The following is a 26,811-nucleotide window of genomic DNA, read 5'->3' as shown; positions in this document are numbered from 1 at the left end:
CTTAAACTCCTGCTTCCTGGCGCTGCCGGCGCAGGTGCGGCGGCATCTGCGAAAACACGCCTTCGAACATATCGCGCGCCGACGGACGTTGCTCCGAATGAAGCGTGCCGAAGGCTTCGGCTTCCTTCTGCGCTGAGATCACGGTGTCCAGGATTTCCGCCTCAGTCTGCTTGTGCCGCTCTTCCGACCAGGCGCCGCGTACGATCAAATGGTTCTTCAACCTGATCACGGGATCTCCCAGCGGCCACGCCTCGGATTCCGTCTTCGGCCGATAGCCCGCGGGATCATCCGAGGTGGAGTGCGCGCCGACGCGGTAGGTCACGTGTTCGACGAGAGTCGGGCCGAGATTGCGGCGTGCGCGCTCGCAGGCCCATTTCGCCACGGCATGGACCGCGAGATAGTCGTTGCCGTCGACCCGCAGCGCCGGAATGCCGAAGCCGAGACCGCGCGCCGCGAAGGTGCCGGAGCCGCCGCGCGCGATGCCCTGGAAGGTCGAGATGGCCCATTGATTGTTGACGATGTTGAGCACGACCGGCGCGCGATAGGTCGAGGCGAATACTAGCGCGGCATGGAAGTCAGACTCGGCGGTGGCGCCGTCGCCGATCCAGCCGACGGCGATCTTGGTATCGTTCTTGATCGCGGACGCCATCGCCCAGCCGACCGCCTGGATGTACTGGGTGGCGAGATTGCCGGAGATCGAGAAGAAGCCGTGCTCCCTCGAGGAATACATCACGGGCAGCTGGCGTCCCTTCAGGGGATCATGGGTGTTGGAGTAGATCTGGCAGGCCATATCCACCAGCGAATAGCCGCCCGCGATCAGCAGTCCCGCCTGGCGATAGGTCGGAAAGTTCATGTCGCCCGGCGACAGCGCCTTGCGGAAGGCGCAGCTCACGGCTTCCTCGCCCATGTGCTGCATGTAGAAGGACGTCTTGCCCTGCCGCTGCGCCATCTGCATGCGCGCATCGAAAGCGCGCAACGTCATCATGTGACGCAGGCCTTCCAGCAATTCGTCGTCGGAGAGCAATCCCGCCCAAGGGCCGACGGCTTCGCCGTCGCGATTGAGCACGCGGATGACGGAGAAGGCGAGGTCGCGGATCGCCTCGGCATCGACGTCGACCTCGGGGCGTGCGACCTGGCCGGCGCGAGGGATGCGGATGTTGGAGAAATCGGGCGTGTCGCCCGGGCGCACGGCCGGTTCGGGGACGTGAAGGGAAAGTGGCGCGTTGTCGGTCATGGGCGCGACCTCATTTCAAGCGAGAGATGCGGCGCCGGGCTCGGCAGCGCGACGTCGCATTCGCCGCGCACCTCGACGGCACCAATGCAGACCACAGTACCAACGCGGCGGGCGAGACGGTCAATAGCGTCACGATCCGTGATGTCGATGGACGCTGATATCCGGTACACGTCCGCTTCGGCTTGGGCGCTGACGGCCGCGAGCTTAAGGCCGGCGACGCGCGCCTGATCGAGCAGCCGGCCGAGGGCGGCATGCATATCGCTGCTCCTGAGCTCGAGAAAAAACACCGTCCGCTCCTCCCTAAACGTAGTATGTTTGTACTGGCCAATAACTGGATTTTTGTTCCAATTATCTGGGTAATTCGGTCATTCGAGGTGGAATCATTCTGGCAATTGTGCCGATAAATAGAATGGAGTTCTGGATATGGCGAAGGTCAGACGTGCGGCGCGGCCAGCTAAGGCTCCGCGCAAGGATTCGCTTCGCCTTGACGAGATCGACCGCAAAATCCTCCGCGCACTGCAGCAGGATGCGCGACTGACGACAGCGCAGCTTGCCGACGAAATCGGGCTCTCCACCACGCCGTGCTGGAACAGGCTGAAGCGGCTCGAAACCCAAGGCTATATCGATGGCTATGTCGCACTGCTCAATCAGGAGAAGCTCGGCCTGCCCGAAACGGTCATCATAGAAGTGACGCTCGACCACCACGACGAGGAGGTGCTCGAACGTTTCGGCCAGCTGCTCACGAACCTGCCGGAGGTGATCGAAGCCTATCTCACGACCGGCGACTACGATTACGTCGTGAAGGTGGCTGTCGAAAGCACCGCCGGATACGAGCGCTTCCTGCGCGAAAAGCTCTATCGCATTCCCGGCATTCGCCACAGCCGATCGTCCTTCGCGTTGCGCTGCCTGAAGAAGCTGACCTCGGTCCAGGTCTAATGTGTGCGGCTCATCAGCGCGAGGGTGTCGGGCTGGTCGCCCTTCGGCTCGGGCGCCGTCGCGAAGGCCAAATCGCGCCGATGGCGATGTGAACACGCAGACGCCACTCGGTTTGACGTCTGCTCCTTGCGTTCACTCCGAAAGGTCGTTCGTCAGAAGGCGGTCTTCTTGCCGATGATGCCGACGTAACTCGATCGTACCAGAGCTCCCCAGCGGCCATCTCTCTTGACGATCACGTAGAAAGAGTCGGCGGATAGTATCGGCTTGTCATTGGCGTCATAGCGCGTGAATCTCGTGACAAAGTGGAGTTTGTCGTCGGATTTCTGCACCAATTTGCGAGACGTCCACGCTGAGCGAGCCCATGTCGAAGCCTGCGCCAACTGTTTCGCATCGTTCGATTGCGCATATTCTTCCGGCGTGTTCCAGACCTGCACCTGCCCGCCAGCGATTCTTATATGCGGATAGTGAACCGTCTTGGACCAGGCTTCCGCATCTCGCGAGTTGAACGCTTTCATGAACTCGTCGAGATAAGCGCATCCTTGCTTCAGAAGCTCGTCGTTTCCCGGATTTTGGCACTCGTCGTCGGCTTGACTTTGAGCCAGTGCAACCGTGCTCATGCCAAAGAACACGCCCGCAAGCGCCAGCAGCCTGCGAATTTTCATGCCGGTACCTCCCTAATCGACCAAGTCAGCTTGGTTCGTTTTGATTGACAGACACGTCGATCGAGAGCCGATCTTAGATGGACAGAGCGCCGAGGCAACGCCGAAGCAGCGCAGTATTTCTGAAGGGGGCGTCAGTTTTTCTCGATCGCTGAAGGCCGGAAGGTGACTCGAGCTCGCGCGGGCCGAAGCGCGCGGCGGCCGCTCCAAGCGAGTGGTCTCCTGCTTCCTTGGTGGTTCGTATCAAAACACCGGTACATCAGAAAAGCCAAACAGGGGGTCAGAAAATGCGCCTTGCAAGAAACGGGGTGGCGTCGCTCATCTTGCCGCACAAACAACAACCAAATGCAGGCAGGAAACGATGGTCGCGAGCGATCAATCTTGCGCAACAGTGCGGCTCGGTCGCGTCTTCGCAGAAGGTGGTCATCGCGAGATCGCTGATCCAGAAGCCGAGGCTCATCATCTTCGATGAACCCACCCGCGGCGTCGATGTCGGAGCTATCGTCGAGATCCACCAGTTCATCAACGGCCTCGCCGACGAAGGTTTGGCCGTGGTCGTGATTTCGTCCTACCTGCCGGAAGTCTTGGCGCTCTCAGACCGCATCCTGGTCGCCAAGCGCGGCAAGATCGTCGAGGAAATCAAGGCGACTGATGCGACTGAGCAGCAGATCATGTACGCGGCCGTCCACTAAATGATGGATTTTCCAACACGATCGTGCGGCAGGCAACGCCGTCAAGTCCAACCAGAGATGCGAATGATCAGCGAGGTATCGCGATGAAGGTGGGCGTTATTGGTGTCGGCCTGATGGGGCACGGAATTGCGAAGAACGTTCTGGTGCGGGGCGGCTATCCCCTTGCCTTTCTCGACCATCCGGGCAATCAGCCGGTCGACGATCTCGTCGATCTCGGCGCTACAGCCTGCAAGACTCCGGGCGACGTGGCAGACGTATCCGATGTCATCATCCTTTGCGTGACCGGCTCTCCGCAGGTCGAAGCAATTCTTACCGGCGATGCCGGCGTCTTGCCCCGGCTGCGAAGGGGGACAATCATCGTCGATTGCTCGACCGCGCTGCCGGAATCGACGTTGCGGATGGCCGCTGCGGTCCGGGCCGCCGGCGGAAGCTTCCTCGATGCGCCGATGACACGCACGGCCAGGCATGCGGAAGAGGGAACGTTGAACCTTCTGGTTGGCGGCGATGAAGCAGACTTTCAAAGCGTCCGTGCCGTCCTTGCCGCTTTCACCGAGAGCCTCGAACGGGTCGGCCCCGTGAGCTTCGGCCATCGGCTCAAGCTGCTCCACAACTACGTTTCGATCGGCTTCATGGCGCTTCTCAGCGAAGCAGCCGCGCAGGCGGCCGATGCAGGCGTCGATCCCGCGGTTTTCGTCGATGTTCTCGCCAAAGGCGGTGGCGCCGGCGTGGCGCTGCAGCGGTTGGCGCCGGCCATCGTGGCTGGCGACGTCGAGACGGTCCCGTTCTTCATCGCCAATGCGTTGAAGGACATCAACTACTACAGGACGATGGCGGGCACATCCGGCGCGTGCGGGACGATCGCCGACGGTGTTGCCGGCGCGATGGCAGCGGTGGTCGAGAGCGGGCACGGGCAGGCCTATATTCCGGAACTGGCACGCTTACTCCGCAAACAGCAGCCCGCTGCATAGAACCCATTCCCGAGACGATCGCTGCAAGGTAAGCACGACATCAAACGAGGCGCACATCCGACAATCGCCTCTGCGAGACAGGAGTAGACCGATGACAAAAGCTGAGATCCGATTTCCCATCGACGGCCGAACCCGAAAGATGTTCGTGGACGGCGCGTGGGTGGAAGCCCGCTCGGGTAAAGTCTTCGAGACGCGCAACCCCGCGACCGGTGAGGTGATCGGACGCGTGCCGCGGGCAGACGAGGCCGACATCGGTCTTGCCGTCACCGCGGCCCGCCGCGCCCTCGAAGGCCCGTGGAGCCGCTTCAAGCCCTTCGAGCGGCAGGCCCTGCTGTTGCGGATCGCCGACCTGTTCGAGAAGCACTGGGAGGAGATCAGCCAGTCCGATACGGCAGACATGGGAATGCCGATCGTCAGGACGCGGGCGAACAAGCTCCGCGTGCTCGGCATGCTCAGATACTACGCCGGCATGGCAACCGCGATCCACGGGCAGACGATCGACAATTCGCTGCCGGGCGATATCGTCTCGTTCACGCGCAAGGAGCCGGTCGGCGTCGTTGGCGCCATCATTCCCTGGAACGCGCCGACGGCTGCGTCGGTCTGGAAGATCGGGCCCGCGCTGGCGACCGGCTGCACCATCGTGCTCAAGCCCTCCGAAGAGGCGCCGCTGACGCCGTTGCTGATCGCTGATCTGATGAACGAGGCAGGGGTGCCGCCTGGCGTGGTCAATGTCGTGACGGGGACCGGGCCGGAAGCCGGGGCGCCGCTGGCCGAGCACTCCGGTGTCGACAAGATCGTCTTCACCGGATCCACCGCAACCGGGCAGGCAATCGTTCGTGCCTCGGCCGGCAACCTCAAGCGGGTGTCGCTCGAACTCGGCGGCAAGTCACCGGTGATCGTCTGCGCGGACGCGGACCTCGACAAGGCTGTCCCGATTGCCGCGATGGCGGCGTTTGCCAATTCGGGCCAGATTTGCATCGCCGGCTCCCGCCTGTTCGTCGAGCGCACGGTCCACGACGAACTGGTCGAACGGCTCGGGAAATTTGCCGCGGCCCTGAAGATCGGTGATGGTGCCGATCCCACGACGGAGATTGGACCGCTGGTCTCCGAGCGGCAGCTCGACAAGGTCGAAGGCTTCCTGCGGAGCGGGCGCGACGAGGGTGCGAAGGTCGTGACCGGCGGCAACAGGCTGAGGGAAGGCGCCCTCGCAAAGGGCAATTTCGTCGCGCCGACCGTGTTCGCCGGCGTCTCCGACAACATGCAGATTGCCCGTGATGAAATCTTTGGTCCGGTCATTTCCGCGCTGCCGTTCGACACGCTCGATGAGGCCGTGACGCGCGCCAATGCGACGCCATACGGGCTTGCAGCGGGTGTCTTCACGCGCGACGTGAGCAAGGCCCACCTCATCTCGAGGAGCCTCCGCGCCGGATCGGTGTGGGTGAACACCTATCACGCCATCGATCCTGCGTTGCCGTTCGGCGGCTACAAGATGAGCGGATATGGCCGCGAAGGTGGCACCGAACAGCTCGACGAATATCTGAACACGAAGGGCGTCTGGATCAAGCTGGATTGATCGATCGTCCCGGCGCGGCCGATCGTGGCAGTGGCCGCGCCGCCGGACGAGAGCAGCGAGAGGCCATGCCACATCGTGCATGTCCTGCCACGGGCGAAGTGACGTCACCAGCGTTAGGATAATTTGTCGAGCGAGCATCATGAAGGATAGTTACAAGATCGCCGTCGTGCATGGAGACGGCATCGGGCCCGAAGTCGCTGGTGCGGCGGTCGCGGTGCTGCAAGCCGGTGTCCAGGCCGGGACGCTTCATTTTGCGGAATATCCCGCGGGCGCCACGCATTTTCTCGAAACCGGGGATTCGTTTCCGTCCACCTCGTTCGAGGGCTGCCGCACAGCCGATGCCATTCTCCATGGCGCGGCCGGCATTCCCGGTGTGGTTCACCGTGACGGAACCGAAGCCGGACTCGATTTCACGCTCTCGCTTCGCTTCAAGCTCGACCTGTTCGCCAATGTGCGGCCGATCAAGCTGTACAAGGGCGTGCCGTCCCCGCTCGGGCGGCCGGGATCGATCGACTACGTCATCGTCAGGGAGAACAGCGAGGGCCTCTACGCCGCGCGCGGCGCCGGCGCGCTGCTCAGGGAGGAAGTCGCAGTCGACACGCTCGTCCAGACCCGGAAGGGTATCGAACGTATCGTCCGGTTCGCATTCGAGCTTGCGAGAACACGGAATGGTTCACCAAAGGACGGTCGGCGCCGGGTGACCTGCTGCGACAAGGCCAATGTGTTGCGCACATATGCATTCTTTCGCGCTGTCTTCGACGAGGTCGCCAAAGACTATCCCGACATCGAAGCCGAGCACGTCCTCGTCGACGCGATGACGGTTCATCTGATCAACAAGCCCTCGCATTTCGACGTGATCGTCACCGAGAACATGTTCGGCGACATCATTTCCGATCTCGGTGCGGCCACGGTCGGCGGCATGGGCATGTCGCCATCGGAAGAGGTTGGGGACGGGATCGGTTTCTTCCAGGCCTCGCATGGCTCGGCGCCAGACATCGCAGGTAAGGGGCTCGCCAATCCCTATGGGACGATCTTGGCGGCGATCCTGATGCTGCGGTGGCTGGATCAGCGCTATCGGGACAATCGGCTGCGGCTTGGTGCCGACAGGATCGAGGCCGCGGTCCGCGCTGGGCTGGAGGATGCAGCGCTGAGGACCCGTGACATCGGCGGCAGTGCGACGACAGGTCAGGTCGTCGATGCGCTTCTGAAGTTACTCTAAGCGCGGCGTCAGCGCAGCTGGGCCAGGCTCGAGCGGATCAATGAAATCAATTGCTCGGTGTTCGGGCGCCTGACAGGGCCGCGCGGGGTGATCAAGCCGATCTGGCGGAGCTTGACGTGGTCGGAGATCGGGACGACACGAAACTGCTGCACGCCGGCCTGCACCAGAGCGACCCGCGGCACGATTGCGATGCCGAGGCCGGACGCTGCTAAGGCCAGCGCCGTCGTGGCGGCCTGGACCTCGAATTGCACATCGAGGCGGACGGCGAGCGTCTCCAGCGTCTCGTCGATCAGCCCTCGGACCGCCGTCGTCTTCGACAGCAGGATAACCGGCTTTTCGACGAGATCAGCGAATCCGATGCTTGATTGTCCCTCGTCGAATACCGGCGGTACACAGGCAAAAAGGGGATCTTCAAGGATAGGCTCGAACTCATAATCCCCCATGTCGGGGACTTCCGGACCAATGCCGAACTCGACATCTTGCCGCTTCAGCAGTTCAAGCATGGGCGTCGTGGAGAGCTCCATGAGCTGGACCTGGCTCCGCGGATAGCGGACCTTGAATGTCGCCAGGATGTTGGGCAGCCATCCGGACGCAAGTGTCGGAACGCAAGCCATTCGAATGTGACGGCTGCGGGATTGCGCTGATTCGGTCAGCAGATCCAACCCGGACTGAACTTCCTGGAGGGCTCGCTTTGCCTGTTCGAACAGGATCCGACCCTCAGGCGTAAGCAACACCTTCTGCGGTGTCCTGCGAAAGAGCAGGACGCCGATCTGCTCCTCCAGGTCGCGAACCTGCATGCTGATGGCAGACGGCGACCGGTTCGATTCCTCCGCAGCCTTTCGGAAGCTTTCGTGCTCGGCCGCGAGCAGGAAAGTATGGAGAAGCTTCAGGTTGATGTTCGGCAAGTCCGAATACCTCGTTCAGCGCTCATGCGCTCCATGCGGAATGACCCCAACGCGGATGGACATGTATATCTGGCCAAGAAGGCGGCAGTCTTGATCAAACCAGATCATCGCGGCCTGGCTCGACGAACCTACGATCTTCCATATCGCTGCTGCCTTTGAGGCGGCGCAATTCTGGGCGGAGTTCTGGCCGTCGCTGGCGTTACGTGGGCTGGCCGGGGGGCGTGCCAAGGGGTGAAGCGGGCATGATGGAATAATGCCGGTGTTTTGCCCGACGTGTCAAATCTCCAGACCACGATCCGGAAGAGTGCGTAGCAGTTCTCCGAAGAATGGCGCGCGAAAACCCCTTTGCTGACAATGCCATGTCTACTGTGCATGGGGTTGTTTTCGATGTTCAGTTGGCCCAGCCAAGCTCGATCGGCGCGGCGCGGCCGCTGAGCTCTTCGTCGAGACGAAGATAGTGCGCGAGATAGTCGTGCAGCGCGGTTGCGGCCTTCGAGGTCGCGCCGCTCGACTTGTAGAGCTGCAACTCGCGATAAATATTTCTGGGTGGTAGCCGGACCAGCTACGACGTCGGCTTCTGCAGTCGGCAGTACGGTGCCCTGATCATTCCAGTTGTCGGCTTGCTCGGCGGACTTCGTCGAGGAACGCTCTAGCAAGACGCGAGAGCGGCTCCGCTTTGGACCACAGCATGTATGCTAGCGCAGGGGTTACGGGAAGGAAGGGGCGTATGACCAGCTCCTGACTGCCAGCCTGGTGCGGCGAGAACGGATCCACCACCGCCGCGCCGACGCCTGCTGCGGCGAGCACGCAGGCGGTGTTGCAGTATCGCACCTCGACGGTTGGCTGGAATGGAGCGCCGGCCGAAGCAAAACTCGCACGCACGGCTTCACCCAACTGCGTTCCGCGCTCGAGCCCGATGAAGGGGCGATCGGCGAGATCGGACGCGGTGATCACCGCGCGGTCCGCCAGCGGATGCCGCGGCGGCATGACGCAGACCATCTCGCCGGTGTGTACCACTTCATGCGCGATGCCCGGATGATGCGAGAAGCCGAGCGCGAAGCCGAGCTCGGCGACCCGGCTCAGGAGTCCGTCGATGATGCCCTCATAGCGGCGGACGTCGAAGAACATCCGCGTCTGCGGCCGCCGGCGCAGGAAGTCCGACAATGCGGGCGGGATGATGCTGTAGGCCAGCGGCGGCGTTGCGACGATCGACAGATGCCCCGTGCGACATTCCCTGAGATCACGGACGCGGTTTTCCAGCTTGGCATGCAGCGCAAAAATCGTCTCGCTTTCCTTGTAGAGCGCCATCGCCTCGGCGGTCGGAAACAGGCGGTTGTTGACGCGCTCGAACAAGGCGAAGCCCGCCTGCGTCTCCATCGCCTTCAACGCGTTGCTGATCGCCGGCTGTGACAGCGACAGCTCCTCGGCTGCTGCGACTGTCGTCCGGTGTCGAACGACCGCACGCAAAATTTCGAGTTGGCGCAGGTTCATCTATTCGTGCTCGTTATAGTCCGACCGAAAATATCATAGCACGAGTGATTGCCAACGCCGCTCTCATTTCTTGTAATGCGGTGCGGAATGAGCGCTGCCGAGGGAATATCGGTCCGCCTATCGAGGCAGCAGTCCGCATCATTTGGAGGCAATGTTGACTCGCGTTCTTCGTGCTGCCGCTGCCCAAATGGGGCCGACGCAAAGAGCTGATGCCCGCGCGCACACACTTGATCGCATGCTCCGGTTGCTCGAAGAGGCGGCCGGGCGAGGGGCGCGGCTGGTGGTGTTTCCCGAACTCGCCTTCACGACATTCTTTCCGCGCTGGCTGCTCGAGGGCGATGGGCTCGATCAGTATTTCGAGCGCGGCATGCCGAATCCGGCTGTCCAGGCGCTATTCGACCGAGCCTGCGAACTGCGCGTCGGCTTCTATGTCGGCTATGCCGAGCTTACCCCGGATGGCCGTCGTTACAATTGTGCGATCCTGGTTGGCGACAGCGGCGAGATCATGGGCCGATATCGCAAGGTGCATCTGCCCGGGTCGGTCGAACCCCGGCCAGGCGCGCGCTACCAGCAGTTGGAAAAACGCTACTTCGAATATGGCGATCTCGGCTTTCCCGCCTTCCGCGCAGGATCGGCGTGGAGCCACGCCATCATGGGCATGATGATTTGCAACGATCGCCGCTGGCCGGAAGCCTGGCGCGTGCTGGGCCTGCAGGGAGTCGAACTGGTCTGCATCGGCTACAATTCGGCGGCCTACGATCCGAACGGCGGCGCCACCGAGGACGCGTCACTGCGCACCTTCCATTCGACGCTGGTCGCGCAGGCCAATGCCTACATGAACGCGACCTGGGCGATTGCAGTAGCGAAGGCCGGCGAGGAAGATGGCTCTGGCCTGATCGGAGGCTCATGCATTGTCGATCCGAACGGCAGGATCGTCGCACAAGCGAAGACACTGGCGGACGAGGTCGTTGTTGCCGACATCGATCTCGATCTCTGCCGCCAGGGCAAGGACAAGATGTTCAATTTTGCCGCCCACCGGCGGCCCGAGCAATACAGGATGATCACTGAACGCGCCGGCGTGGTCGAGCCGGCCGTTCTCGACATGGACTGACATGCGGCCAGTCGCGCGTTGGCAAAGGAGCTGACATGACACGCCTCTCGCTTTTCCTCGGCCTTGCCGCATTCGCTGCCGCCTCCGTGCGGGCGGGTGAACTACCGGCGGAGATCAAGCAGACTGGGACATTGAAGCTGACGGTCAATTCGACCTATGCTCCGATGGAGTACCGTGATCCCACGACGAACGAACTCGTCGGCCTCGACATCGATCTGGCCAATGAGCTTGCCAAGCGGCTCGGCGTCAGAATCATCTGGAGCGAAACGCCGTTCGCCGAACTCATCCCGTCGCTGCAGACCAAGCGCGCCGATTTCATCATCAGCGGCATTTCCGACCGTAGCTCACGGCGCGAGACCGCCGACTTCATCGACTACCTGACCACCGGACCGCAGTTCTTCGTTCTGGACGGGCATGAGGCAAAGGTCGCCGCCGATCTCTGCGGCAAGAAGGTCGGCACCACGCGCAGCACGAGCTTCCCGGTCGAGATCGAGAAGTGGAGCAAGCAGAACTGCGAGGCTGCAGGCAAGGCGGCCATTCAGTATGTTCCGGGCGAGAACTCGATCGACGTCCGCAACCAACTCAAGCAGGGCCGCATCGACGCCGCCGTGCAGGGCAGCGAGACGCTGCCCTATGCCCAGCAGCAGGAAGCAGGCAAGTACCGTGTTGTCGGCGAGCCCTTCGCAATCGGCTATCAGGGCATCATGTTCCGCAAGGACGATGCTGCGCTCCGCGAGGTGGTGACGGAGCATCTCGCGGCGATGATCGTTGACGGCTCCTACAAGAAGATCCTCGCCAAATTTGGTTTGGGGGCGAATGCCGTCGCCAAGCCGATGATGAATGCGGCGCCGCAATGAGGGCGGCCCCGACGCTTGCGGAAGGCTTTCCCGATCTCTCGCAGATCCAGATCGCGCGGGAGATCCACTGGCGGCGGTGGCTGGCTGCGGCCGCGATCGTCGTGGTGCTGGCGGCCATCGCCCGTGCCTTTGCCGCCGGCCAGATCGAATGGTCCTATGTCAGCCGCTTCCTGACCGCGAAGGTGATCCTTGAGGGTATCGTCAACACCATGGTGATGGCGGTGCTCGCCATGGCGCTCGGCATCATCCTCGGCGTGGTCGTGGCGATCATGCGGCTGTCACCCAATCCGGTGCTGAAGTCGGTCGCTGCAGGCTACACCTGGCTGTTCCGTGGCACACCGCTGATCCTGCAACTGCTGCTCTGGTTCAATCTCGCACTGGTGTTTCCGACCATCGGCATTCCCGGCCTGTGGACGGCACGCGCCGTCGACGTCATGACGCCCTTCCTCGCAGCGCTGCTCGGACTAGGCATCAACCAGGGCGCCTATACGTCGGAGGTGATGCGCGCCGGCATGCTGTCTGTCGATGCCGGGCAGTATGAGGCGGCGCAGGCGATCGGGATGGGGCGGCTCCGCGCGCTGCGGCGGATCATCCTGCCGCAGGCGATGCGCGTGGTGATACCGCCGCTCGGCAATGAATTCATCGGCATGGTGAAGGCGACCTCGCTCGCCAGCGTGATCCAGTATCCCGAGGTGCTGCATAACGCCGAGAATATCTACTACGCCAATTCGCGCGTCATCGAACTCCTGATCGTCGCCGGCTGCTGGTATCTGCTGGTGGTGTCTATCCTGACCCCGCTGCAGATGCTGCTCGAGCGCCGTTTTGCGCGTGGAACGGCACGGATCAACCGATGACGAAACCCCTCGTTGCGATCCGCTCCGTCAGCAAGGCCTTTGGAGAGTTCCAGGCTCTCAAGGATGTCTCGCTCGACGTGTGGCCCGGCGAGGTGCTTTGCCTGATCGGTGCGTCGGGCTCGGGCAAGACGACGCTGCTTCGTTGTATCAACCAGCTCACCATGATCGACAGCGGCGGCATCTGGCTGGATGGTGAACTGCTCGGCGTACGCGAAGAGGGGGGCAAGCTGCGCCGCCTGACCGAACGGCAGATCGCGCGCCAGCGGCTGAAAACCGGGATGGTGTTCCAGCGATTCAACCTATTCCCGCACAAGACGGCGCTGGAGAACATCACGGAAGGACCGGTGCAGGTGCAGGGCCGCTCGCTGGATGAGGTCCGCGCCGAGGCGATCGAGCTGTTGCGCCGGGTCGAGCTTGCGACGAAAGCAGACTCCTATCCGTCGCAGCTCTCAGGCGGTCAGCAGCAGCGCGTGGCGATCGCGCGCGCACTGGCGATGAAGCCGATGCTGATGCTGTTCGACGAGCCGACCAGCGCGCTGGATCCCGAGCTCGTGGGCGAGGTGCTGTCGGTCATGAAGGAGCTCGCGCAGAGCGGCATGACCATGATGGTGGTGACACATGAGCTTGGTTTTGCCCGCGAGGTCGCTGATCGCGTCGTCTACATGGACCATGGCGCCATCCTGGAGTCCGGGCGCGCCGCTGATGTTCTCGGGTCGCCGCGCGAGGCGCGCACGCAGGCATTTCTGGCAGCGGTGATTTGATGGGGGGAGTTTGATGATCAGACTGATTGTCGCGGGCGTGCTTGGATTGGTCCTGGCCGGGCCGGCCTTTGCGATCGAGCTGCCAGCGGAGATTGCGAAGCGCGGCAGCATCAAGGTCGCAATCGTGCCGAACTATCCGCCGATGGAGTTCCGTGACCCCGCCACCAATGCGCTGGCCGGATTCGACATTGATCTCGGTGAGGCGCTCGGCCGCAAGCTCGGCGTCAAGCTGGAGTGGGAAGAGACCAGCTTCGCGCAGTTCATGCCGTCGATCTCGTCCGGGCGGGTGGATGCGATCCTGTCCGGCTTTACCGACTATGCGACGCGGCATGAGGCGGCAACCTTCGTCGATTATCTGCGCAGCGGCCCGCAGTTCTTTGTGCAGAAATCTCGTGCGGCCGAGTTCAAGGACATGGCGGCGCTGTGCGGCAAGAAGGTCGGCGCCAGCCGCCGCACCATGTTTCCGGATCAGATCGCGGCGTGGAGCACGGCGCATTGCGGCAGCAACGCGATCGTATTCGTCGGCACGGAGGGCTCCGCCGACGCGCGCACGCAACTGAAGCAGGGGCGGATCGACGCGGCGGTCCAGGGCAATGAGACGCTGCCCTACATTGTGGACCAGGAACCCGGCGCCTATGCGCCGGTTGGCCAGGCGATCGCGGCGCAGTTCACCGGGATCGCGTTGCCGGTCAAGGAGAAGGCACTGCAGCAGGCCTTTGTAGAGGCACTCGATGCGTTGATCGCCGACGGCACCTACCGCAGCCTGCTTGCAAAGTGGAAATTGACCGACAACGGCGTAGAGAAGGCGACCATCAATGCTGGACAGTAAGGCACTCCAGAGCATCCCGCTCGTCCCGGCGAACACCGCGGACCCGGCACCGAACTATCCCTGGCCGAAGCCGTGGACGTCGGCCATGTTCCTGTCGTTCGACGTCGACGCGGAAAGCGCCTGGACCAGTAAGGACGCCGTCCACGCGCAGCGTCTGATCACCATGAGCTATGGCGGCTATGAGGCGCGGGTCGGCACGCCGAAGCTTTTGGAGTTGCTCGACCAGCTCGATCTGAAGGCGACGTTCTTCGTTACGGGATGGTCGGTTGACGCGCATCCCGCAATGGCGGAATCCATCCTCAAGGCGGGCCATGAGATCGGCCATCATGGCTACCACCATCTGCTGCCCGACCCCGGCGATCCCTGGATCGAGGAGGAGCTGGAGCGGGGGTTTGAGGCGCTGAAGCGCCGGCTCGGCGTGAAGCCGATCGGCTATCGCGCACCCTATGGCGAGTTCACTGAGGAGCTGCGCCGGGCGCTGGTCCGGCACGGCATCGTCTACACCTCTTCGTTCCGCGACGACGTCCGCCCCTATCGCCATCGCCTCGCGGACGGCAAGCCCGGCACGATCGAGCTGCCGGTCACCGCGAGCTATGACGACTGGATGCACGGCCTCTCGGCGCGGTTCAGCCCGCGCTCGATCTTTCCCAAGGAGCATGTGCTCTCGATCTGGAAGGACGAGCTTGACGAGGTCCGCGACTGGGGCGCGATGGTGACCACCGTGCTGCATCCGCAATGCAGCGGCCGTCCGATGCGACTCCGTTTGCTCCGCGAGTTCCTGACCTACGCCAGATCCTGCCCGGACGTGTGGATCACGACCGGGGAGGCGATCGCAGCAAACTTCCAGCACCACGAAACGGCGGGTCAATCGCGCTGATGAGCAGGGGCAAGTCGTCGACGCAGCTCTCTCGCCGGTCCCTGTTACGCGCTGCGGCGGTGGCGCCCGCGCTGTCGTTTCCGGGTATCGTGCGCGCGCAATCGCAGACCACGCTGCGCTTCATCCCGGTGATCGATCTGGCGTTCGTCGACCCGATTTATTCCACCGCACAGGTGTCGCGCAACCATGGCTTCGTGGTCTACGACACGCTCTATGGCATCAACTCGGCGCTGGAAGTCTCGCCGCAGATGGTCTCGGGCCACGTCGTCTCCAATGACGGCAAGCAATGGGACCTGACGCTGCGCGACGTGCTGTTCTGGCATGACGGCGAGCGGGTGCTGGCGCGGGACTGCGTTGCCAGTATCCGCCGCTGGGCCTCGCGCGACGGGTTCGGCGGCGAATTGATGGCGGCAACCGAAGAGCTGTCCGCGCCGGATGACCGTACCATCCGCTTTCGCTTGCGGCGGCCGTTCCCGCTGCTGCCGCAGGCGCTCGGCAAGGCCGCGGTGCATGCCGCATTCATGATGCCCGAGCGGTTTGCGAGCCAGGATCCACTCAAGCCGATCACCGAAGTGATCGGCAGCGGGCCGTTCCGCTTCATCGCGGATGAGCGCGTGCCGGGCGTACGCAACGCCTATGCCCGGTTCGAGCGCTATCAACCTCGCCAGGACGGCAAGCCGGATTGGACCGCCGGTCCCAAGGTCGTGCACTATGACCGCGTCGTGTGGACCACGACGCCGGACCCGGGGACCGCCGTGGCGGCCCTCCAGACTGGCGAGCAGGATTGGCAGGAAACCACACCACACGATTTGCTACCCGTGCTGAAGCAGTCCGATGAGGTCGAAACGCGTGTGCTCGATCCCCGCGGCTATGCGTGCATGCTCCGCGTCAATCACCTGCAGCCGCCGTTCGACGATCCGGCGATCCGCCGTGCGCTGCTCGGCGCGATCGATCAGGCCGACTTCATGACCGCGGTCGCGGGCGGAGATCCGGCGTATCAGCTCTCGCCGATCGGCTATTTCGCACCGGGAACGCCGATGGCCAATGACGTCGGGCTCAGCGCCTTCCGCGGCCCGCGCGATATGGCTAAGGTGAAGGCCGATCTGGCGGCGGCCGGCTACAAAGGCGGGAAGGTCGTGCTGCTGTCGCCGAGCAATTCGGCCGCGCAAAAGCCGCTTGGCCAGATCGCCGCCGACATGCTGCGGAGGGCCGGGATGAATGTCGACCATCAGGCGCTCGACTTCGCGGTCGTGCTGCAGCGCCAGCTCAAGAAGGATCCAATCGACAAGGGCGGCTGGAGCGCTGCCGTCGGCAATTGGCAAGGCATCGACTGGCTCAACCCGGCCGGTAACACCAATCTGCGCGGCGAAGGCAAAGTCGCCGGATGGTACAGCAGCGAGAAGATGAGCGGCCTGCGCGGCCAGTGGCTCGCGGCTTCCTCGCTCGAAGAGCAACAGCGGATATGCCGCGAGATCCAGGCGCTGGCGTTTGAAGAGATCCCGTATTTTCCGATCGGCCTGTACAAGCAACCGACTACCTACCGCAAGAGTATCACCGGCATTCTCGACGGCACCGCGGTCTTCTGGAATGTGCGTCCATCATGAGCAGCATCGCGATCTTCGGCAGCTACGTGTTATCCCGCCGCGACGATACGCAGGATGTGCTTCGCGATCATTGGGTGCTGATCGAAGGCAAGAAGGTCGCGGCTATCACCAAGGACAGGCCGTCCGCCGCCGAGGTACATGATCGTCCGGGCCGTTTCATCCTGCCGGGCCTGATGAACTTGCACAATCATTGTTTCAGCGAGGCGGTGGCGCGCAGCCACACCGAGGATGGCAACGGCCGGCGCAACAATCAGAGCATCGTCTACACGGTGCTGTTGCCGCTGACCAAACGCGGCGCCGATCTGCTCTCGGCCGAGGAACGCCTTGCGGTCGCGCGGCTCGGCATCCTGCAGTTACTCAAGGGCGGGGCGACCACGGTGATGGAGCCGTTCCGCAACACAATTCCCGAGATGTTCGACGCCGCCGAGGAGATGGGAATCCGATTCTATGGCGCGCCATATCTGTTCTCGACCTCGGACGCCAAGGCCGGCTCGGACGGTGTGGTCAGATACGCCGGTGACGACGGCGCGGTCGACCTCGCCACCTGGAACGTGCTCTATCAGCGCTGGAACGGGTGTGGTGAGGGACGGATTGGCCTCGCGATGAGCCCGCATGCGACCGACACCTGCGGACCCGATCTGCTGCGTGCTTGCGCGGCACGGGCCCGCGAGCTCGGCGTTCCCATCACCACCCATCTGGCGCAAAGCCGTGCCGAGGTGGAAACGATTGGCAAGCGTTATGACGGCCGCACGCCGGCCGAATATCTCGATTGGCTGGGCCTGCTGGCTCCTGATCTTCTCGCAGCGCATTGCATCGCAAGCTCCGACAGCGATCTGAAGCTGATGGCGGTGCGGGGCGCTGCGGTGTTGAATTGCCCGCGGGTGTTTGCGCGATCCGGCGTCACGGCGGCGTTCGGCCGGTTTGCCGAACATGGCGTGCGCACCGTGGTCGGCACCGACGGCTACAACATGGACCTGCTTGGCGAGCTCAATGCGGCCTCGATGATCTCCAAGCTTGCGCTGCAGCGGGCCGAGGTCGCGAGCGCGCCCGACCTGATCGAAGCGGTGACTGCGACCGCGGCTGCGCTGGTGAAGCGTCCGGATCTCGGGACAATTGCGCCCGGCGCAACGGCCGATCTGACCGTCATTGACATGACCCATCCGCACCTGCAGCCGCTGTTCGATCCGCGCCGCGCGCTGATCGCGCTCGGCAACCGCGCCAATGTCGATCAGGTCATAGTCAACGGCCGCTTGCTGATCGATGCGGGACGCTATGTTCACGGCGACGAGGCTGCGATCACCACCGCGGGGGCTGCAGCGATCGGCAAGATCTGGGATCTGCCGGAAGCGCAGGCCGCGTTCAATGGCTGAGGTCCCGCCGCACGATTTGCAAGGAGAACAACAACCATGCGCATGATCAACGTTGCCGCGGCCCAGATGGGCCCGATCCAGCGCGCGGAGGGGCGCGATGTCGTGGTCAGGCGCATGCTCGCGCTGATGGATGAGGCCAAGGCGAAAGGCGCGGACTTGATCGTCTATCCCGAGCTCGCGCTGACCACTTTCTTCCCGCGCTGGTACATGGAGAATCGCGCCGACGCCGATGGCTGGTTCGAGCGCGAGATGCCCAATGACGCCGTGCGGCCGCTGTTCGATCGCGCGGCCCGCCACGAGATGGCGATGAGCTTTGGCTATGCCGAACTGACGCCGGACCGCCATCATTTCAACACCGCGATCCTAACCGACCGCACCGGCAATATCGTTGGCAAATACCGCAAGATCCATTTGCCCGGCCATGCCGAGTTTGATCCGGAACGTACGCACCAACATTTGGAGAAGCGCTATTTCGAGCCGGGCGATCTCGGCTTTCCGGTCTGGCGCAATCTCGGCGGCATCATGGGCATGGCCGTCTGCAACGACCGCCGTTGGCCGGAAACCTATCGCGTGATGGGGCTGCAGGGCGTCGAGATGGTGCTGATCGGCTACAACACGCCGTCGGTCAACGCGCAGAAGGGTGACGAAGGGCCGGAGAAGCGGCTGTTCCACAACCGCCTCTCGGCGCAGGCCGGTGCCTACCAGAATTCCTGCTGGGTGATTGCGGTCGCCAAGGCCGGTGACGAGGACGGCCATCGCTTGATCGGCGGCAGCATCATCGTCAATCCGGACGGCGAGATTGTCACCGAGGCCAAGACGGAGGATGACGAGCTGCTGGTGCATCCCTGCGATCTCGACGCCACCGCGTTCGGCAAAGAGACGATCTTCAATTTCGCCGCCCATCGTCGCACCGAGCATTATGGCCTGATCACCAGCCGTACCGGCGCGATCCCGCCGCCGTGAGCTGAAGGTCGTGTAGCGATGACGAGCCTTTCCTTTCGCGACCTTGCGCCTCGGGACCGCTACAAGCTGCTGTGCGGCGTGGTGGTACCGCGACCGATCGCCTTCGTCACGACGATGGACGAGAACAGCGCGCTGAACGCGGCGCCGTTCAGCTTCTTCAACGTGTTCTCCGAGGACCCGCCGTTGATCGTGCTCGGCCTGCAGCATCATCCTGACGGCCGGTTCAAGGACACCACGCGCAACATTCACCGCACCGGCGAATTCGTCGTGCATATGGTGGACCAGGCGCTGGCGAAAGCGATGAACGACTGTGCGGTGGACTTCCCCTCCGGCGAGAGCGAGGTGGCGGCCGTGGGTCTGATGACGGAGGCCAGTACCGAGGTCAAGGTGCCGCGGCTGGCTGCGGCACCCTTTGCGCTGGAGTGCCGGCGGCAGGTCTCGCTCGCATTTGGTCCAGGCCGCGAGTTGCTGGTCGGCGAGGTCTTGCATCTGCATGCCCGCGAAGGTCTGCTCGATCCGGCGCGGATATATGTCGACATGGCGACCTATCAGCCCATCGGACGGCTGTTCGGCAATCTCTATTCGACCCAGCGCGACGTGTTTGCGATGGACCGCGAGAGCTACGACGATTGGCAGGCGAGGCGGGCGCGTGAAGCACGCTAGCCCGCCAATCACTGCATCACGACGCGCCGAATTGCACGGCGCCGAGCGCCATGGTGACGGCGGCCTGGGTCGGATCGATCACGGGAATGCCGAGTGCATCCTCGAGCGGCTTGCGATGGCGCGCCATGCCCGCGCAGCCCATCACGATGGCGCCGGCACCATCTTCTTCTTTCAGGGCGCTGCCGACCGTGATCATCTTCGCGAGCGTGCCTTCGCCCGATGCGGTTTCCGCAACGCTCATGTCGAGCGGACGCTCGCCGGCCAGCCGATCCATCAGGCCCATCTGGCGCAGATAGCGCATGTGCCGGCGGATCGAGCGCTGCGCGATCGCAATCACGCCAAAAGTCTCGGCGCGGGTCAGTGCAGTCAGCACGCCGCATTCGGCAATGCCCAGCACCGGCCGCGTGGTCGCCTCGCGGCAAACATGCAGGCCGGGATCGCTGTAGCAGGCGATCACGAAGGCTGCCGACTCGTTGTCGCCGGCGACGGCGCGCCGCAGCGGCATCACCACGCTTTCGGCATCGGCCTGGCTTTCGATGCCGTAGGGTCCTTCGGCCAAGGTCTCGCACACGATCTCTGGACCGTCGGCAAAGGACAGCGGCTTCAACGCATCGGCAAGGCCGGCGGTGACCACGCGGTTGGAGTTCGGATTGATGACCATGATGCGCGGTCGGGGCATGGGAGGTTCCTGTTTGGGCAGTGTTGACGGTGCGAAACAGAGGCAATCACTATGCCATGGACAGCATGAAGCGGTCATGCGCAGGGCGCAAGGGCGCGCTGCGACGAAAACAGGCGCTGATGAATTTCGAAAGTTACGCAAGGAGACACCGTCATGACCGAACCCGCCTATGACCTGATCATCCGCGGTGGGCGCGTCGCCACGACCACCGACGTGTTCGAGGCAGACGTGGCGATTGCAGGCGAGGCCATCGTTGCGGTCGGGCGCGGGCTCGGTCCGGCCAAACGCGAGATCGACGCGCGCGGCAAGCTCGTGCTGCCCGGCGGCGTCGACAGTCATTGTCATATCGAGCAGTTGTCTGCTGCCGGCATCATGAATGCCGACACCTTCGAGAGTGCCACGACGTCGGCGGCCTTCGGCGGCACGACCTCGGTCATCTCCTTTGCCGCGCAGCATATCGGGATGCAATTGGGGCAGGTGCTGGAGGACTATCACGCGCTGGCGCGCAGAGGCGCGGTGATCGACTACGCGTTTCACATGATCATCGCCGATCCGACCAAGGAAACGCTGGAGCGCGACGTTCCGCTGCTGATCCGTCAGGGCCATGGCTCGATCAAAATCTTCATGACCTATGACCGACTGAAGATCGACGACGAGCCGCTGCTCGACATTCTCGTTGCCGCGCGCGAGGGCGGCGCGATGCTCTGCGCCCACGCCGAGAACCACGGCATCATCTCCTGGATGGTGAAACGGCTGTTGGCGCGCGGCTACTCTCACCCGAAATATCACGCGATCAGCCATGCGCGCTTTTCGGAGGCCGAGGCGTTCAACCGTCTGATCGGCATGGCGGCGCTGGTCGACCAGCCGATCATGATCTTCCATGTCTCGACCGCCGAGGGCGCGCAGACGATCCGCGATGCCCGCGGGCAGGGGTTGAAAGTATTTGCCGAGACCTGCCCGCAATATCTGTTCCTCACCGCCGACGATCTCGACAAGCCGGGCGCGGAGGGTGCCAAATGGATGTGCAGCCCGCCACCGCGCCGCAAGGACGACCAGGAGGCGCTGTGGAAGGCGTTGGCGCTCGGCGACTTGCAAACCATCTCCTCCGACCATGCGCCGTATCGCTTCGACGAGACCGGCAAGCTGCGCGCCGGGCCGAACCCTAACTTCAAGCAGGTGGCCAACGGCCTGCCGGGCCTCGAGATGCGGCTGCCGCTGCTGTTCGACGCGATGGTTTCCAAGGGGCAGCTCGGCCTAGAGAAATTCGTCGAGCTGACCGCGACCGCGCCGGCCAAGATCTACAATCTGCATCCGCGCAAGGGCTCGATCGCCGTTGGCGCTGACGCCGATATCGCGATCTGGGATCCCGATCGCCGTATTACCGTCACCGACGCGATGATGCATGATCTGGCCGGCTACACGCCGTTCGCCGGCCGTTCGCTGCAGGGCTGGCCGGTGACGGTGCTCTCCCGCGGCCGCGTCATCGTCGAGAGCGGTAAACTGAACGCGTCGCCGGGCTCCGGCCGCTTCCTTGCCCGCAGCGGCGGCGAGGCGGCGAAGCCGACCGGTCGATTGGTCGCGGACATGAGCCCGGAGCAGAATTTTGGCGCCAAGCTATTGTGAGCGGTCAGCGCGATGAACGTCGTGATCTTCGGCGGCGCAGGTTTTGTCGGGCTCAATATCGCGGAGCAGCTGCTTGCCCGCGGCCATGAGGTCACGCTGTTCGATCAGGCCGAATTGCCGGCGGAGGCGCGCTGCGCCTTTGCACCTTACGGTGAACGCTTGCGTGTGCTGCGAGGGGACGTGACAGACCGCAGCGCGGTTGATGCCGCAGTCGGGGCGGCATGCGATGCCGTGGTGCTGGGCGCCGCGATCACGGCAGGCGCAGCGCGAGATGCCGCCGAGCCGGAGCGCATCCTGGCCGTCAATCTGCTGGCGCAGGTGCCGATCCTGACCGCTGCGAGCAAAGCAAACGTGCGGCGTGTGATCAACCTGTCGTCCGCTGCAAGCTATGGCGCGAGCGGCCGGCATTATCCGCTGCTCGAAGAGACGACGCCCTGCGATCCGCAGTCGCTGTATGCGATCACGAAATTCGCCTCCGAGCGTGTGGTGGCGCGGCTCTCCGACCTCTGGCAGGCCGATGTGATCAGCGTCCGGCTCTCCGGCGTGTTCGGCCCGCACGAGCGTGCCGGCGGTGTCCGCGACACGCCGTCGCCGCAGGCGCTGATCGTGGATTGCGCGCGGCGGGGCGCGCCGGCGTTGCTCAGCGAGCCCGGCGCGCGGGACTGGGTCTATGCAGCCGACGTCGCCGATGCCGTCGGCGTGCTGCTCGATGCCGCCCAGCCTCGCCACAAGCTTTACAATATCTCGAGCGGCGTAACCTTCACCGCCGAAGCCTGGGGCAGGGCTTTTGCTGACCCGGACGGCGGTTTCGTTTGCCGCGTGGCTGTCTCCGGTGAGACACCAACCGTGACGGTGCACGGCCTGACCCGGGCGCCGCTATCGGTACAGCGCATGGCCGACGAATTCGGATGGCGCGCCAAATATGGCTGCGAGGAGTCCGCGGAGCATATGCGGCGCTGGTTGCATGATCATGATCGGGGAGGCGCCTGAGATGAAGCTGGCGGGCAGGGTGGCCATCATTACAGGCGGCGGCTCCGGGATCGGCCGGGCCAGCGCCGTTCTGTTCGCCCGCGAAGGCGCCTTCGTTGCGCTGGTCGATCGCGATGCCGACGGTGCGGCCGAAACGCTGGCCATGATTCGCCAACAGGGTGGCAGCGGCAGCGTCCATGTCGGTGATGTCGGTGACGCCGATTTTGCAAGCGCCACCGTCGGAAGTGTCGCAACAAGCCGCGGCAGGCTCGACGTGCTGATGACCTCTGCCGGCTTCTCCCGCGGCGGCACCGTGATCACGACCTCACCAACGGATTGGGACGCGGTATTCCGCGCCAATGTCGGCGGCACCTGGTTGTGGGCGCGAGCGGCCGTGCCGGTCATGCAGCGGCAAGGCAAGGGCGCCATCGTCACGCTGGCGTCGCAGCTGGCGATCGCCGGCGGCAAGGGCAACAGCGCCTATATTGCTGCCAAGGGGGCCATCGTCAGCCTGACCCGCACCATGGCGGTCGATTTCGCCACCGATGGCATCCGCGTCAACGCGTTGGCGCCCGGCGCGATCGACACGCCGCTGCTACGCCGCAGTTTTGCACGCCATGCCGATCCCGAGCCGGTGCGCGAAGCCTCGCGGCAGCGTCACGCCATGAAGCGATTCGGCAGCGCCGACGAAGTGGCCGCCGCCGCGCTCTTTCTCGCCGGTGACGATTCCTCCTTCGTCACCGGTACGGTGCTTGCAGTCGATGGCGGGTGGCTCGCGGCATGAGTGATGGTCTTGCAGCACTCGCGGTTCAGGTCCGCGCCGATCTTGCCAAGACGGCGCATCCGAGCATGCCCTGGCTGACGCCGATGACTGCTCACGATGGCGGCCGCGCTCTGGATGTGCTCATTGTTGGGGCCGGTCAATCGGGTCTTGCGACGGCTTTCGGCCTGCAGCGCTCACAGGTCACCAACATCCTCGTGCTCGACAAGGCGGATGAGGACTTCGAAGGCCCCTGGCTGACCTATGCGCGGATGCCGACCCTGCGCAGTCCGAAGGATTACACCGGACCGGATCTCGACCTGCCGAGCCTGACCTATCAGGCCTGGCATGAGGCCAAGTTCGGAATGGAGAGCTGGCGCGATCTTGGTCTGATCCCGCGCGAATATTGGGCGGCCTATTTGTTGTGGTACCGCAAGGTGCTTGATTTGCCGGTGCGCAATGGCTGCGAGGTGACCGATATCGCACCCGGGGTAAACGGCCTGCTGCAGGCAACAGTGAGGACTGCCCGTGGCGTGGAGATGCTTTACGCCCGCAAGATCGTGCTGGCGACGGGACAGGAAGGCATGGGCGATTGGGGCATTCCCGAACCGTTGCAGCATCTGTCGGCGTCGCGATGCGTCACCTGCGCGGCGCCGATAGATTTCACCGCGCTACGCGGCAAGCGAGTCGCGGTGATTGGCGCAGGCGCCTCGGCCTTCGATAACGCTGCGATGGCACTCGAGGCAGGTGCGGGCGCCGTGCATTTGCTGTGCCGGCGCGCTGCGATCCAGCTGGTGCAGCCCTATCGATGGCTGACCTTCCGCGGCTTCCTCAGGCATTTCTCCGAGCTCGACGATTCCTGGCGCTGGCGCTTCATGCGTGCGATCCTCGAGCTGCGCGAAGGATTTCCGCAAGCCACCTATGATCGCTGCGCCCAACATGCGACATTCCATCTGCACGAGGGCGCACCTGTCGAGGGAGCGCGGGACACCGTTGACGGCGTGCTGCTGCGCACGCCACGTGGCGAGATCGCGGTCGATTTCGTTATCTGCGCCACCGGCGTCATGATGGATTTCGCCGGTCGCCCCGAACTGAAGCGGTGCGCCGATAACATCGCGCGCTGGGCCGACTGCTACACGCCGCCGCCGCGGGAACAGAGCCCGCGCCTTGGCGCCTTTCCTTATCTGTCGGACGATTATGCCTTCCGCGAGCGCGCGGCTGGGCGAACGCCGTGGATCTCCGACATTCACCTGTTCGCCATCGCCTCGACCATGAGCTTTGGTCCGTCCGGCTCCTCGATCAATGCGATGACGACGGCGGTGCCGAAGCTGGTCCACGGCCTCACGCGCGGCCTGTTCCGCGCCGATATCGACAAGCACTGGGCGGCATTCCAGGCCTATGATGTACCTCAGGCTGTGATCCGGCGCACGCCGGCGACTGCGGCGGGGGACGCGTGACGACGGCAAGCAAACGAGCATCCTGCCGATGCATTCCACTGCGACGAAGAAGCATGCCAAACTGCCCGTTTCTGGCACACGATTTGCTGCCATTTCGGGCGTGCACGGCCTAACAAAGGACAGAAGCGATGTACCCCGTGATTTCCAGGCATCTGATTTCGGCGTCCGCCGTTCTTCTTTCGGTGACATTGATTGCGCCCGCGGCCTACGCGCAGAGCCGCGCTGAGACCTTGCGCTACGTGACGGCGGCAACGGTCAACACGCTCGATCCCAACATTCCCGGCTCGACCCGCGAAGCCTTCGCGCTCAGCATGAGCAGCTATGACCGGCTGGTGTCGTTCGGCCGCAAGCAGCTCAACGGCAAATGGGTGTTCGATCTCGATACCATCAATGGCGAGCTCGCCGAGTCCTTCAGCGTCAGCCCCGATGGCCTGAAGCTCACCTTCAAACTCCGTCCCGACGCCAAGTTCCATGACGGCTCGCCGGTCACTGCAGAAGACGTGAAATGGTCGCTCGACCGTTGCGTCACCGCGCCGGTGCTCGGCAAGGCGCAATTGCTGACGGGCTCGATGACCAGCGCCGACCAGTTCAAGGTGATCGATCCCCTGACCTTTGAAGTGACATTGCCGCGGCCCGACAAGCTGGCGCTGCCGAACCTTGCGACCGTCTATCCCATCATCATCAATTCCAAGCTCGCCAAGTCGCACGCGACGCCTGAGGATCCCTGGGCGCTGAGCTGGCTGAAGGAGAACGAGGCGGGCAGCGGCGCCTATATCGTCGAAACGTTCAAGCCGGGCGAGCAGGCGATCGCAAAGCGCAACGAGGCCTGGAATCGCGGCTCGTCGGACAAACCGGCGTCCTTCAAGCGGCTGATCATCCAGTCGGTACCGGAGCCGGCGACGCGCGCCAATCTGGTCGAGCGCGGCGACGCCGACCTCGTGATCGACCTGCAGGCCAGCGACGTGCAGGCGCTGGAAGCCAAAGGCAAGCTGAAGGTGATTTCGACGCCGCAATACAATGCGGTGACCTTCATCTCGATGAACAACAAGATCCCACCGTTCGACAACGTCAACGTCCGCCGGGCAGTCGCCGCGGCGCTACCCTATGATGACATGTTCAAGGCGGCGCTGTTCGGCCGTGGTGCGCCGCTGTTCGGTGCCAGCTGGGCCGACGGCAAGCCACCGAGCGGCGGCTATCCGATTCCGCAACCGGTCAAGCTCGATCTGGAGAAGGCGCGGGCTTATCTGAAGGAGGCTGGCGTGCCCGAAGGTTTTGCCACGACCTTCAGCTTCAACGTCGGCCAGGCCTCGACTGCCGAGCCGATGGCCTCCCTGGTTAAGGAATCGCTGGAGAAGATCGGTATCAAGGTCGATATCCAGAAGCTGCCAGATGCGCAGATGTCCACTGCGATCAATGAGAAGAAGCTGCCCTTTTTCACCGAAGGCATCGTCGCCTGGCTGCCGTCGACCGATTATTTCTACCGCAACTTCTACACCGGCAATCAGCGCTGGAACTATTCCTCCGCGGACAATGCCGAGTTGGAGAAGATCGCGCAGGCGGCGCGCTTCGAGCCGGACAAGGCGAAGTACGAGGCGGAAGGCAAGGAGCTCAACGCCATCCATTTCGAGCAAATGTTCCAGGTCCCGCTCTGGCAGCCGGCGCAGGACGCGGTGATGGCCGCCAATCTCGACGGCTACGTCTACCAATTCACCCGTCAGGTGGATTATCGTAATCTGAGCCGCAAATAGCAGCGGAGC

General features: G+C 63.6%; 26 protein-coding genes and 1 pseudogene. 20 read left to right on the top strand and 7 right to left on the bottom strand.

What is annotated here, in order from left to right; all coding sequences use genetic code 11:
- Position 1 precedes the first annotated feature (1 nt).
- Both ACNJX8_RS26030 and ACNJX8_RS26025 read right to left on the bottom strand, forming a co-directional pair.
- The gene (locus ACNJX8_RS26030; protein ID WP_439357216.1) at positions 2 to 1,234 is read right to left on the bottom strand and encodes a 3-methyl-2-oxobutanoate dehydrogenase (2-methylpropanoyl-transferring) subunit alpha; all 1,233 of its coding nucleotides are present in this window, start codon (positions 1,232 to 1,234) and stop codon (positions 2 to 4) included.
- Positions 1,231 to 1,491, bottom strand: coding sequence for a hypothetical protein (locus tag ACNJX8_RS26025; RefSeq protein WP_128934648.1), 261 nt, complete (start codon positions 1,489 to 1,491; stop codon positions 1,231 to 1,233). Before ACNJX8_RS26025 ends, ACNJX8_RS26030 begins: the two co-directional genes overlap by 4 nt.
- A 166-nt stretch (positions 1,492 to 1,657) precedes the next feature.
- Between ACNJX8_RS26025 and ACNJX8_RS26020 the strand changes: the two genes are divergently transcribed.
- Positions 1,658 to 2,170, top strand: a complete 513-nt coding sequence (locus ACNJX8_RS26020; RefSeq protein ID WP_091883780.1) for an Lrp/AsnC family transcriptional regulator — start codon at positions 1,658 to 1,660, stop codon at positions 2,168 to 2,170.
- Positions 2,171 to 2,322: 152 nt separating this feature from the next.
- Here ACNJX8_RS26020 and ACNJX8_RS26015 read toward each other — a convergent pair whose 3' ends face one another.
- Positions 2,323 to 2,832 (bottom strand): hypothetical protein, encoded by a 510-nt coding sequence (locus ACNJX8_RS26015; RefSeq protein ID WP_128934647.1) that lies wholly within the window; start codon positions 2,830 to 2,832, stop codon positions 2,323 to 2,325.
- 395 nt (positions 2,833 to 3,227) lie between these two features.
- Between ACNJX8_RS26015 and ACNJX8_RS26010 the strand changes: the two are divergent.
- From ACNJX8_RS26010 to ACNJX8_RS25995, 4 genes and pseudogenes are all read left to right on the top strand, one after another.
- Positions 3,228 to 3,521 (top strand): annotated as a pseudogene (locus ACNJX8_RS26010) (sugar ABC transporter ATP-binding protein); the annotation flags it as partial.
- A gap of 23 nt (positions 3,522 to 3,544) precedes the next feature.
- Positions 3,545 to 4,489 carry an NAD(P)-dependent oxidoreductase gene (locus tag ACNJX8_RS26005; RefSeq protein ID WP_439357215.1) on the top strand — a complete coding sequence of 315 codons (945 nt, stop codon included), beginning with the start codon at positions 3,545 to 3,547 and terminating at the stop codon, positions 4,487 to 4,489.
- 91 nt (positions 4,490 to 4,580) lie between these two features.
- Positions 4,581 to 6,062 carry an aldehyde dehydrogenase family protein gene (locus tag ACNJX8_RS26000; RefSeq protein ID WP_439357214.1) on the top strand — a complete coding sequence of 494 codons (1,482 nt, stop codon included), beginning with the start codon at positions 4,581 to 4,583 and terminating at the stop codon, positions 6,060 to 6,062.
- A 139-nt stretch (positions 6,063 to 6,201) separates the two neighbouring features.
- Positions 6,202 to 7,281, top strand: coding sequence for an isocitrate/isopropylmalate dehydrogenase family protein (locus ACNJX8_RS25995; RefSeq protein ID WP_128934644.1), 1,080 nt, complete (start codon positions 6,202 to 6,204; stop codon positions 7,279 to 7,281).
- An 8-nt stretch (positions 7,282 to 7,289) separates the two neighbouring features.
- Here ACNJX8_RS25995 and ACNJX8_RS25990 read toward each other — a convergent pair whose 3' ends face one another.
- The 3 genes from ACNJX8_RS25990 to ACNJX8_RS25980 all read right to left on the bottom strand — a co-directional run bounded on the left by ACNJX8_RS25990 (position 7,290) and on the right by ACNJX8_RS25980 (position 9,677).
- Positions 7,290 to 8,186 carry a LysR family transcriptional regulator gene (locus ACNJX8_RS25990; protein ID WP_128934643.1) on the bottom strand — a complete coding sequence of 299 codons (897 nt, stop codon included), beginning with the start codon at positions 8,184 to 8,186 and terminating at the stop codon, positions 7,290 to 7,292.
- A 391-nt stretch (positions 8,187 to 8,577) separates the two neighbouring features.
- Entirely contained in the window at positions 8,578 to 8,712 is a 135-nt protein-coding gene (locus ACNJX8_RS25985) for a hypothetical protein (protein ID WP_256477662.1), read from the bottom strand.
- A gap of 77 nt (positions 8,713 to 8,789) precedes the next feature.
- Positions 8,790 to 9,677 carry a LysR family transcriptional regulator gene (locus tag ACNJX8_RS25980; RefSeq protein ID WP_439357213.1) on the bottom strand — a complete coding sequence of 296 codons (888 nt, stop codon included), beginning with the start codon at positions 9,675 to 9,677 and terminating at the stop codon, positions 8,790 to 8,792.
- 187 nt (positions 9,678 to 9,864) lie between these two features.
- Here ACNJX8_RS25980 and ACNJX8_RS25975 point away from each other — a divergent pair, with 187 nt between their 5' ends.
- The 10 genes from ACNJX8_RS25975 to ACNJX8_RS25930 are packed head-to-tail and all read left to right on the top strand — an operon-like array spanning position 9,865 to position 19,566.
- Entirely contained in the window at positions 9,865 to 10,788 is a 924-nt protein-coding gene (locus ACNJX8_RS25975; RefSeq protein ID WP_245509183.1) for an N-carbamoyl-D-amino-acid hydrolase, read from the top strand.
- 35 nt (positions 10,789 to 10,823) lie between these two features.
- Positions 10,824 to 11,645, top strand: coding sequence for an ABC transporter substrate-binding protein (locus tag ACNJX8_RS25970; RefSeq protein WP_439357212.1), 822 nt, complete (start codon positions 10,824 to 10,826; stop codon positions 11,643 to 11,645).
- Complete coding sequence (locus ACNJX8_RS25965; protein WP_128934639.1) at positions 11,642 to 12,499, top strand: amino acid ABC transporter permease; 858 nt, start codon at positions 11,642 to 11,644, stop codon at positions 12,497 to 12,499. Before ACNJX8_RS25970 ends, ACNJX8_RS25965 begins: the two co-directional genes overlap by 4 nt.
- The gene (locus ACNJX8_RS25960) at positions 12,496 to 13,260 is read left to right on the top strand and encodes an amino acid ABC transporter ATP-binding protein (RefSeq protein WP_128945378.1); all 765 of its coding nucleotides are present in this window, start codon (positions 12,496 to 12,498) and stop codon (positions 13,258 to 13,260) included. The genes ACNJX8_RS25965 and ACNJX8_RS25960 overlap by 4 nt, the downstream gene beginning before the upstream one ends.
- 13 nt (positions 13,261 to 13,273) lie before the next feature.
- The gene (locus tag ACNJX8_RS25955) at positions 13,274 to 14,089 is read left to right on the top strand and encodes an ABC transporter substrate-binding protein (protein ID WP_439357211.1); all 816 of its coding nucleotides are present in this window, start codon (positions 13,274 to 13,276) and stop codon (positions 14,087 to 14,089) included.
- Complete coding sequence (locus ACNJX8_RS25950) at positions 14,076 to 14,966, top strand: polysaccharide deacetylase family protein (protein WP_128938417.1); 891 nt, start codon at positions 14,076 to 14,078, stop codon at positions 14,964 to 14,966. The genes ACNJX8_RS25955 and ACNJX8_RS25950 overlap by 14 nt, the downstream gene beginning before the upstream one ends.
- The gene (locus tag ACNJX8_RS25945; RefSeq protein WP_439357210.1) at positions 14,966 to 16,570 is read left to right on the top strand and encodes an ABC transporter substrate-binding protein; all 1,605 of its coding nucleotides are present in this window, start codon (positions 14,966 to 14,968) and stop codon (positions 16,568 to 16,570) included. Before ACNJX8_RS25950 ends, ACNJX8_RS25945 begins: the two co-directional genes overlap by 1 nt.
- Positions 16,567 to 17,940 carry an amidohydrolase family protein gene (locus ACNJX8_RS25940; protein ID WP_439357209.1) on the top strand — a complete coding sequence of 458 codons (1,374 nt, stop codon included), beginning with the start codon at positions 16,567 to 16,569 and terminating at the stop codon, positions 17,938 to 17,940. The genes ACNJX8_RS25945 and ACNJX8_RS25940 overlap by 4 nt, the downstream gene beginning before the upstream one ends.
- 36 nt (positions 17,941 to 17,976) lie before the next feature.
- Positions 17,977 to 18,903 (top strand): N-carbamoyl-D-amino-acid hydrolase, encoded by a 927-nt coding sequence (locus tag ACNJX8_RS25935; protein ID WP_439357208.1) that lies wholly within the window; start codon positions 17,977 to 17,979, stop codon positions 18,901 to 18,903.
- 18 nt (positions 18,904 to 18,921) lie between these two features.
- Positions 18,922 to 19,566, top strand: coding sequence for a flavin reductase family protein (locus ACNJX8_RS25930; RefSeq protein ID WP_439357207.1), 645 nt, complete (start codon positions 18,922 to 18,924; stop codon positions 19,564 to 19,566).
- Between the two features lie 16 nt (positions 19,567 to 19,582).
- On the opposite strand, the gene ACNJX8_RS25925 is transcribed toward ACNJX8_RS25930, so the two are convergent.
- Positions 19,583 to 20,245 (bottom strand): aspartate/glutamate racemase family protein, encoded by a 663-nt coding sequence (locus tag ACNJX8_RS25925; protein ID WP_439357206.1) that lies wholly within the window; start codon positions 20,243 to 20,245, stop codon positions 19,583 to 19,585.
- Between the two features lie 153 nt (positions 20,246 to 20,398).
- On the opposite strand from ACNJX8_RS25925, the gene hydA reads away from it, so the two are divergent.
- The 5 genes from hydA to ACNJX8_RS25900 all read left to right on the top strand — a co-directional run bounded on the left by hydA (position 20,399) and on the right by ACNJX8_RS25900 (position 26,802).
- Positions 20,399 to 21,868: a dihydropyrimidinase gene (gene hydA, locus ACNJX8_RS25920; RefSeq protein WP_439357205.1), complete on the top strand. Its 1,470-nt coding sequence runs from the start codon at positions 20,399 to 20,401 to the stop codon at positions 21,866 to 21,868.
- A gap of 12 nt (positions 21,869 to 21,880) precedes the next feature.
- Positions 21,881 to 22,858 carry an NAD-dependent epimerase/dehydratase family protein gene (locus tag ACNJX8_RS25915; RefSeq protein ID WP_439357204.1) on the top strand — a complete coding sequence of 326 codons (978 nt, stop codon included), beginning with the start codon at positions 21,881 to 21,883 and terminating at the stop codon, positions 22,856 to 22,858.
- A gap of 1 nt (position 22,859) precedes the next feature.
- Positions 22,860 to 23,621 carry an SDR family oxidoreductase gene (locus ACNJX8_RS25910; RefSeq protein ID WP_439357203.1) on the top strand — a complete coding sequence of 254 codons (762 nt, stop codon included), beginning with the start codon at positions 22,860 to 22,862 and terminating at the stop codon, positions 23,619 to 23,621.
- On the top strand, positions 23,618 to 25,054 hold the full coding sequence (locus tag ACNJX8_RS25905; RefSeq protein ID WP_439357202.1) for an NAD(P)-binding domain-containing protein: 1,437 nt from the start codon (positions 23,618 to 23,620) through the stop codon (positions 25,052 to 25,054). The genes ACNJX8_RS25910 and ACNJX8_RS25905 overlap by 4 nt, the downstream gene beginning before the upstream one ends.
- 128 nt (positions 25,055 to 25,182) lie before the next feature.
- Entirely contained in the window at positions 25,183 to 26,802 is a 1,620-nt protein-coding gene (locus ACNJX8_RS25900; RefSeq protein ID WP_439357201.1) for an ABC transporter substrate-binding protein, read from the top strand.
- The last annotated feature ends 9 nt before the right edge of the window (positions 26,803 to 26,811 follow it).

Origin of the sequence: Bradyrhizobium sp. SPXBL-04 (assembly GCF_051853035.1) — a bacterium.
Taxonomy (GTDB): domain Bacteria; phylum Pseudomonadota; class Alphaproteobacteria; order Rhizobiales; family Xanthobacteraceae; genus Bradyrhizobium; species Bradyrhizobium zhanjiangense.
Note: the sequence above shows the minus strand (reverse complement) of the source record. Positions and strands in the feature narration are given on the sequence as shown.

Bases quoted from the DNA above. Each gene is read 5' to 3' on its own strand.
- ACNJX8_RS25930 (WP_439357207.1), top strand. From the start codon at position 18,922: ATGACGAGCCTTTCCTTTCGCGACCTTGCGCCTCGGGACCGCTACAAG.
- ACNJX8_RS26030 (WP_439357216.1), bottom strand. From the start codon at position 1,234: ATGACCGACAACGCGCCACTTTCCCTTCACGTCCCCGAACCGGCCGTG.
- ACNJX8_RS25925 (WP_439357206.1), bottom strand. From the start codon at position 20,245: ATGCCCCGACCGCGCATCATGGTCATCAATCCGAACTCCAACCGCGTG.
- ACNJX8_RS25910 (WP_439357203.1), top strand. From the start codon at position 22,860: ATGAAGCTGGCGGGCAGGGTGGCCATCATTACAGGCGGCGGCTCCGGG.
- hydA (WP_439357205.1), top strand. From the start codon at position 20,399: ATGACCGAACCCGCCTATGACCTGATCATCCGCGGTGGGCGCGTCGCC.
- ACNJX8_RS26015 (WP_128934647.1), bottom strand. From the start codon at position 2,832: ATGAAAATTCGCAGGCTGCTGGCGCTTGCGGGCGTGTTCTTTGGCATG.
- ACNJX8_RS25970 (WP_439357212.1), top strand. From the start codon at position 10,824: ATGACACGCCTCTCGCTTTTCCTCGGCCTTGCCGCATTCGCTGCCGCC.
- ACNJX8_RS25960 (WP_128945378.1), top strand. From the start codon at position 12,496: ATGACGAAACCCCTCGTTGCGATCCGCTCCGTCAGCAAGGCCTTTGGA.
- ACNJX8_RS26020 (WP_091883780.1), top strand. From the start codon at position 1,658: ATGGCGAAGGTCAGACGTGCGGCGCGGCCAGCTAAGGCTCCGCGCAAG.
- ACNJX8_RS25975 (WP_245509183.1), top strand. From the start codon at position 9,865: ATGGGGCCGACGCAAAGAGCTGATGCCCGCGCGCACACACTTGATCGC.
- ACNJX8_RS25995 (WP_128934644.1), top strand. From the start codon at position 6,202: ATGAAGGATAGTTACAAGATCGCCGTCGTGCATGGAGACGGCATCGGG.
- ACNJX8_RS26025 (WP_128934648.1), bottom strand. From the start codon at position 1,491: ATGCATGCCGCCCTCGGCCGGCTGCTCGATCAGGCGCGCGTCGCCGGC.
- ACNJX8_RS25900 (WP_439357201.1), top strand. From the start codon at position 25,183: ATGTACCCCGTGATTTCCAGGCATCTGATTTCGGCGTCCGCCGTTCTT.
- ACNJX8_RS25945 (WP_439357210.1), top strand. From the start codon at position 14,966: ATGAGCAGGGGCAAGTCGTCGACGCAGCTCTCTCGCCGGTCCCTGTTA.
- ACNJX8_RS25980 (WP_439357213.1), bottom strand. From the start codon at position 9,677: ATGAACCTGCGCCAACTCGAAATTTTGCGTGCGGTCGTTCGACACCGG.
- ACNJX8_RS25915 (WP_439357204.1), top strand. From the start codon at position 21,881: ATGAACGTCGTGATCTTCGGCGGCGCAGGTTTTGTCGGGCTCAATATC.
- ACNJX8_RS26000 (WP_439357214.1), top strand. From the start codon at position 4,581: ATGACAAAAGCTGAGATCCGATTTCCCATCGACGGCCGAACCCGAAAG.
- ACNJX8_RS25965 (WP_128934639.1), top strand. From the start codon at position 11,642: ATGAGGGCGGCCCCGACGCTTGCGGAAGGCTTTCCCGATCTCTCGCAG.
- ACNJX8_RS25950 (WP_128938417.1), top strand. From the start codon at position 14,076: ATGCTGGACAGTAAGGCACTCCAGAGCATCCCGCTCGTCCCGGCGAAC.
- ACNJX8_RS25955 (WP_439357211.1), top strand. From the start codon at position 13,274: ATGATCAGACTGATTGTCGCGGGCGTGCTTGGATTGGTCCTGGCCGGG.
- ACNJX8_RS25905 (WP_439357202.1), top strand. From the start codon at position 23,618: ATGAGTGATGGTCTTGCAGCACTCGCGGTTCAGGTCCGCGCCGATCTT.
- ACNJX8_RS25935 (WP_439357208.1), top strand. From the start codon at position 17,977: ATGCGCATGATCAACGTTGCCGCGGCCCAGATGGGCCCGATCCAGCGC.
- ACNJX8_RS25940 (WP_439357209.1), top strand. From the start codon at position 16,567: ATGAGCAGCATCGCGATCTTCGGCAGCTACGTGTTATCCCGCCGCGAC.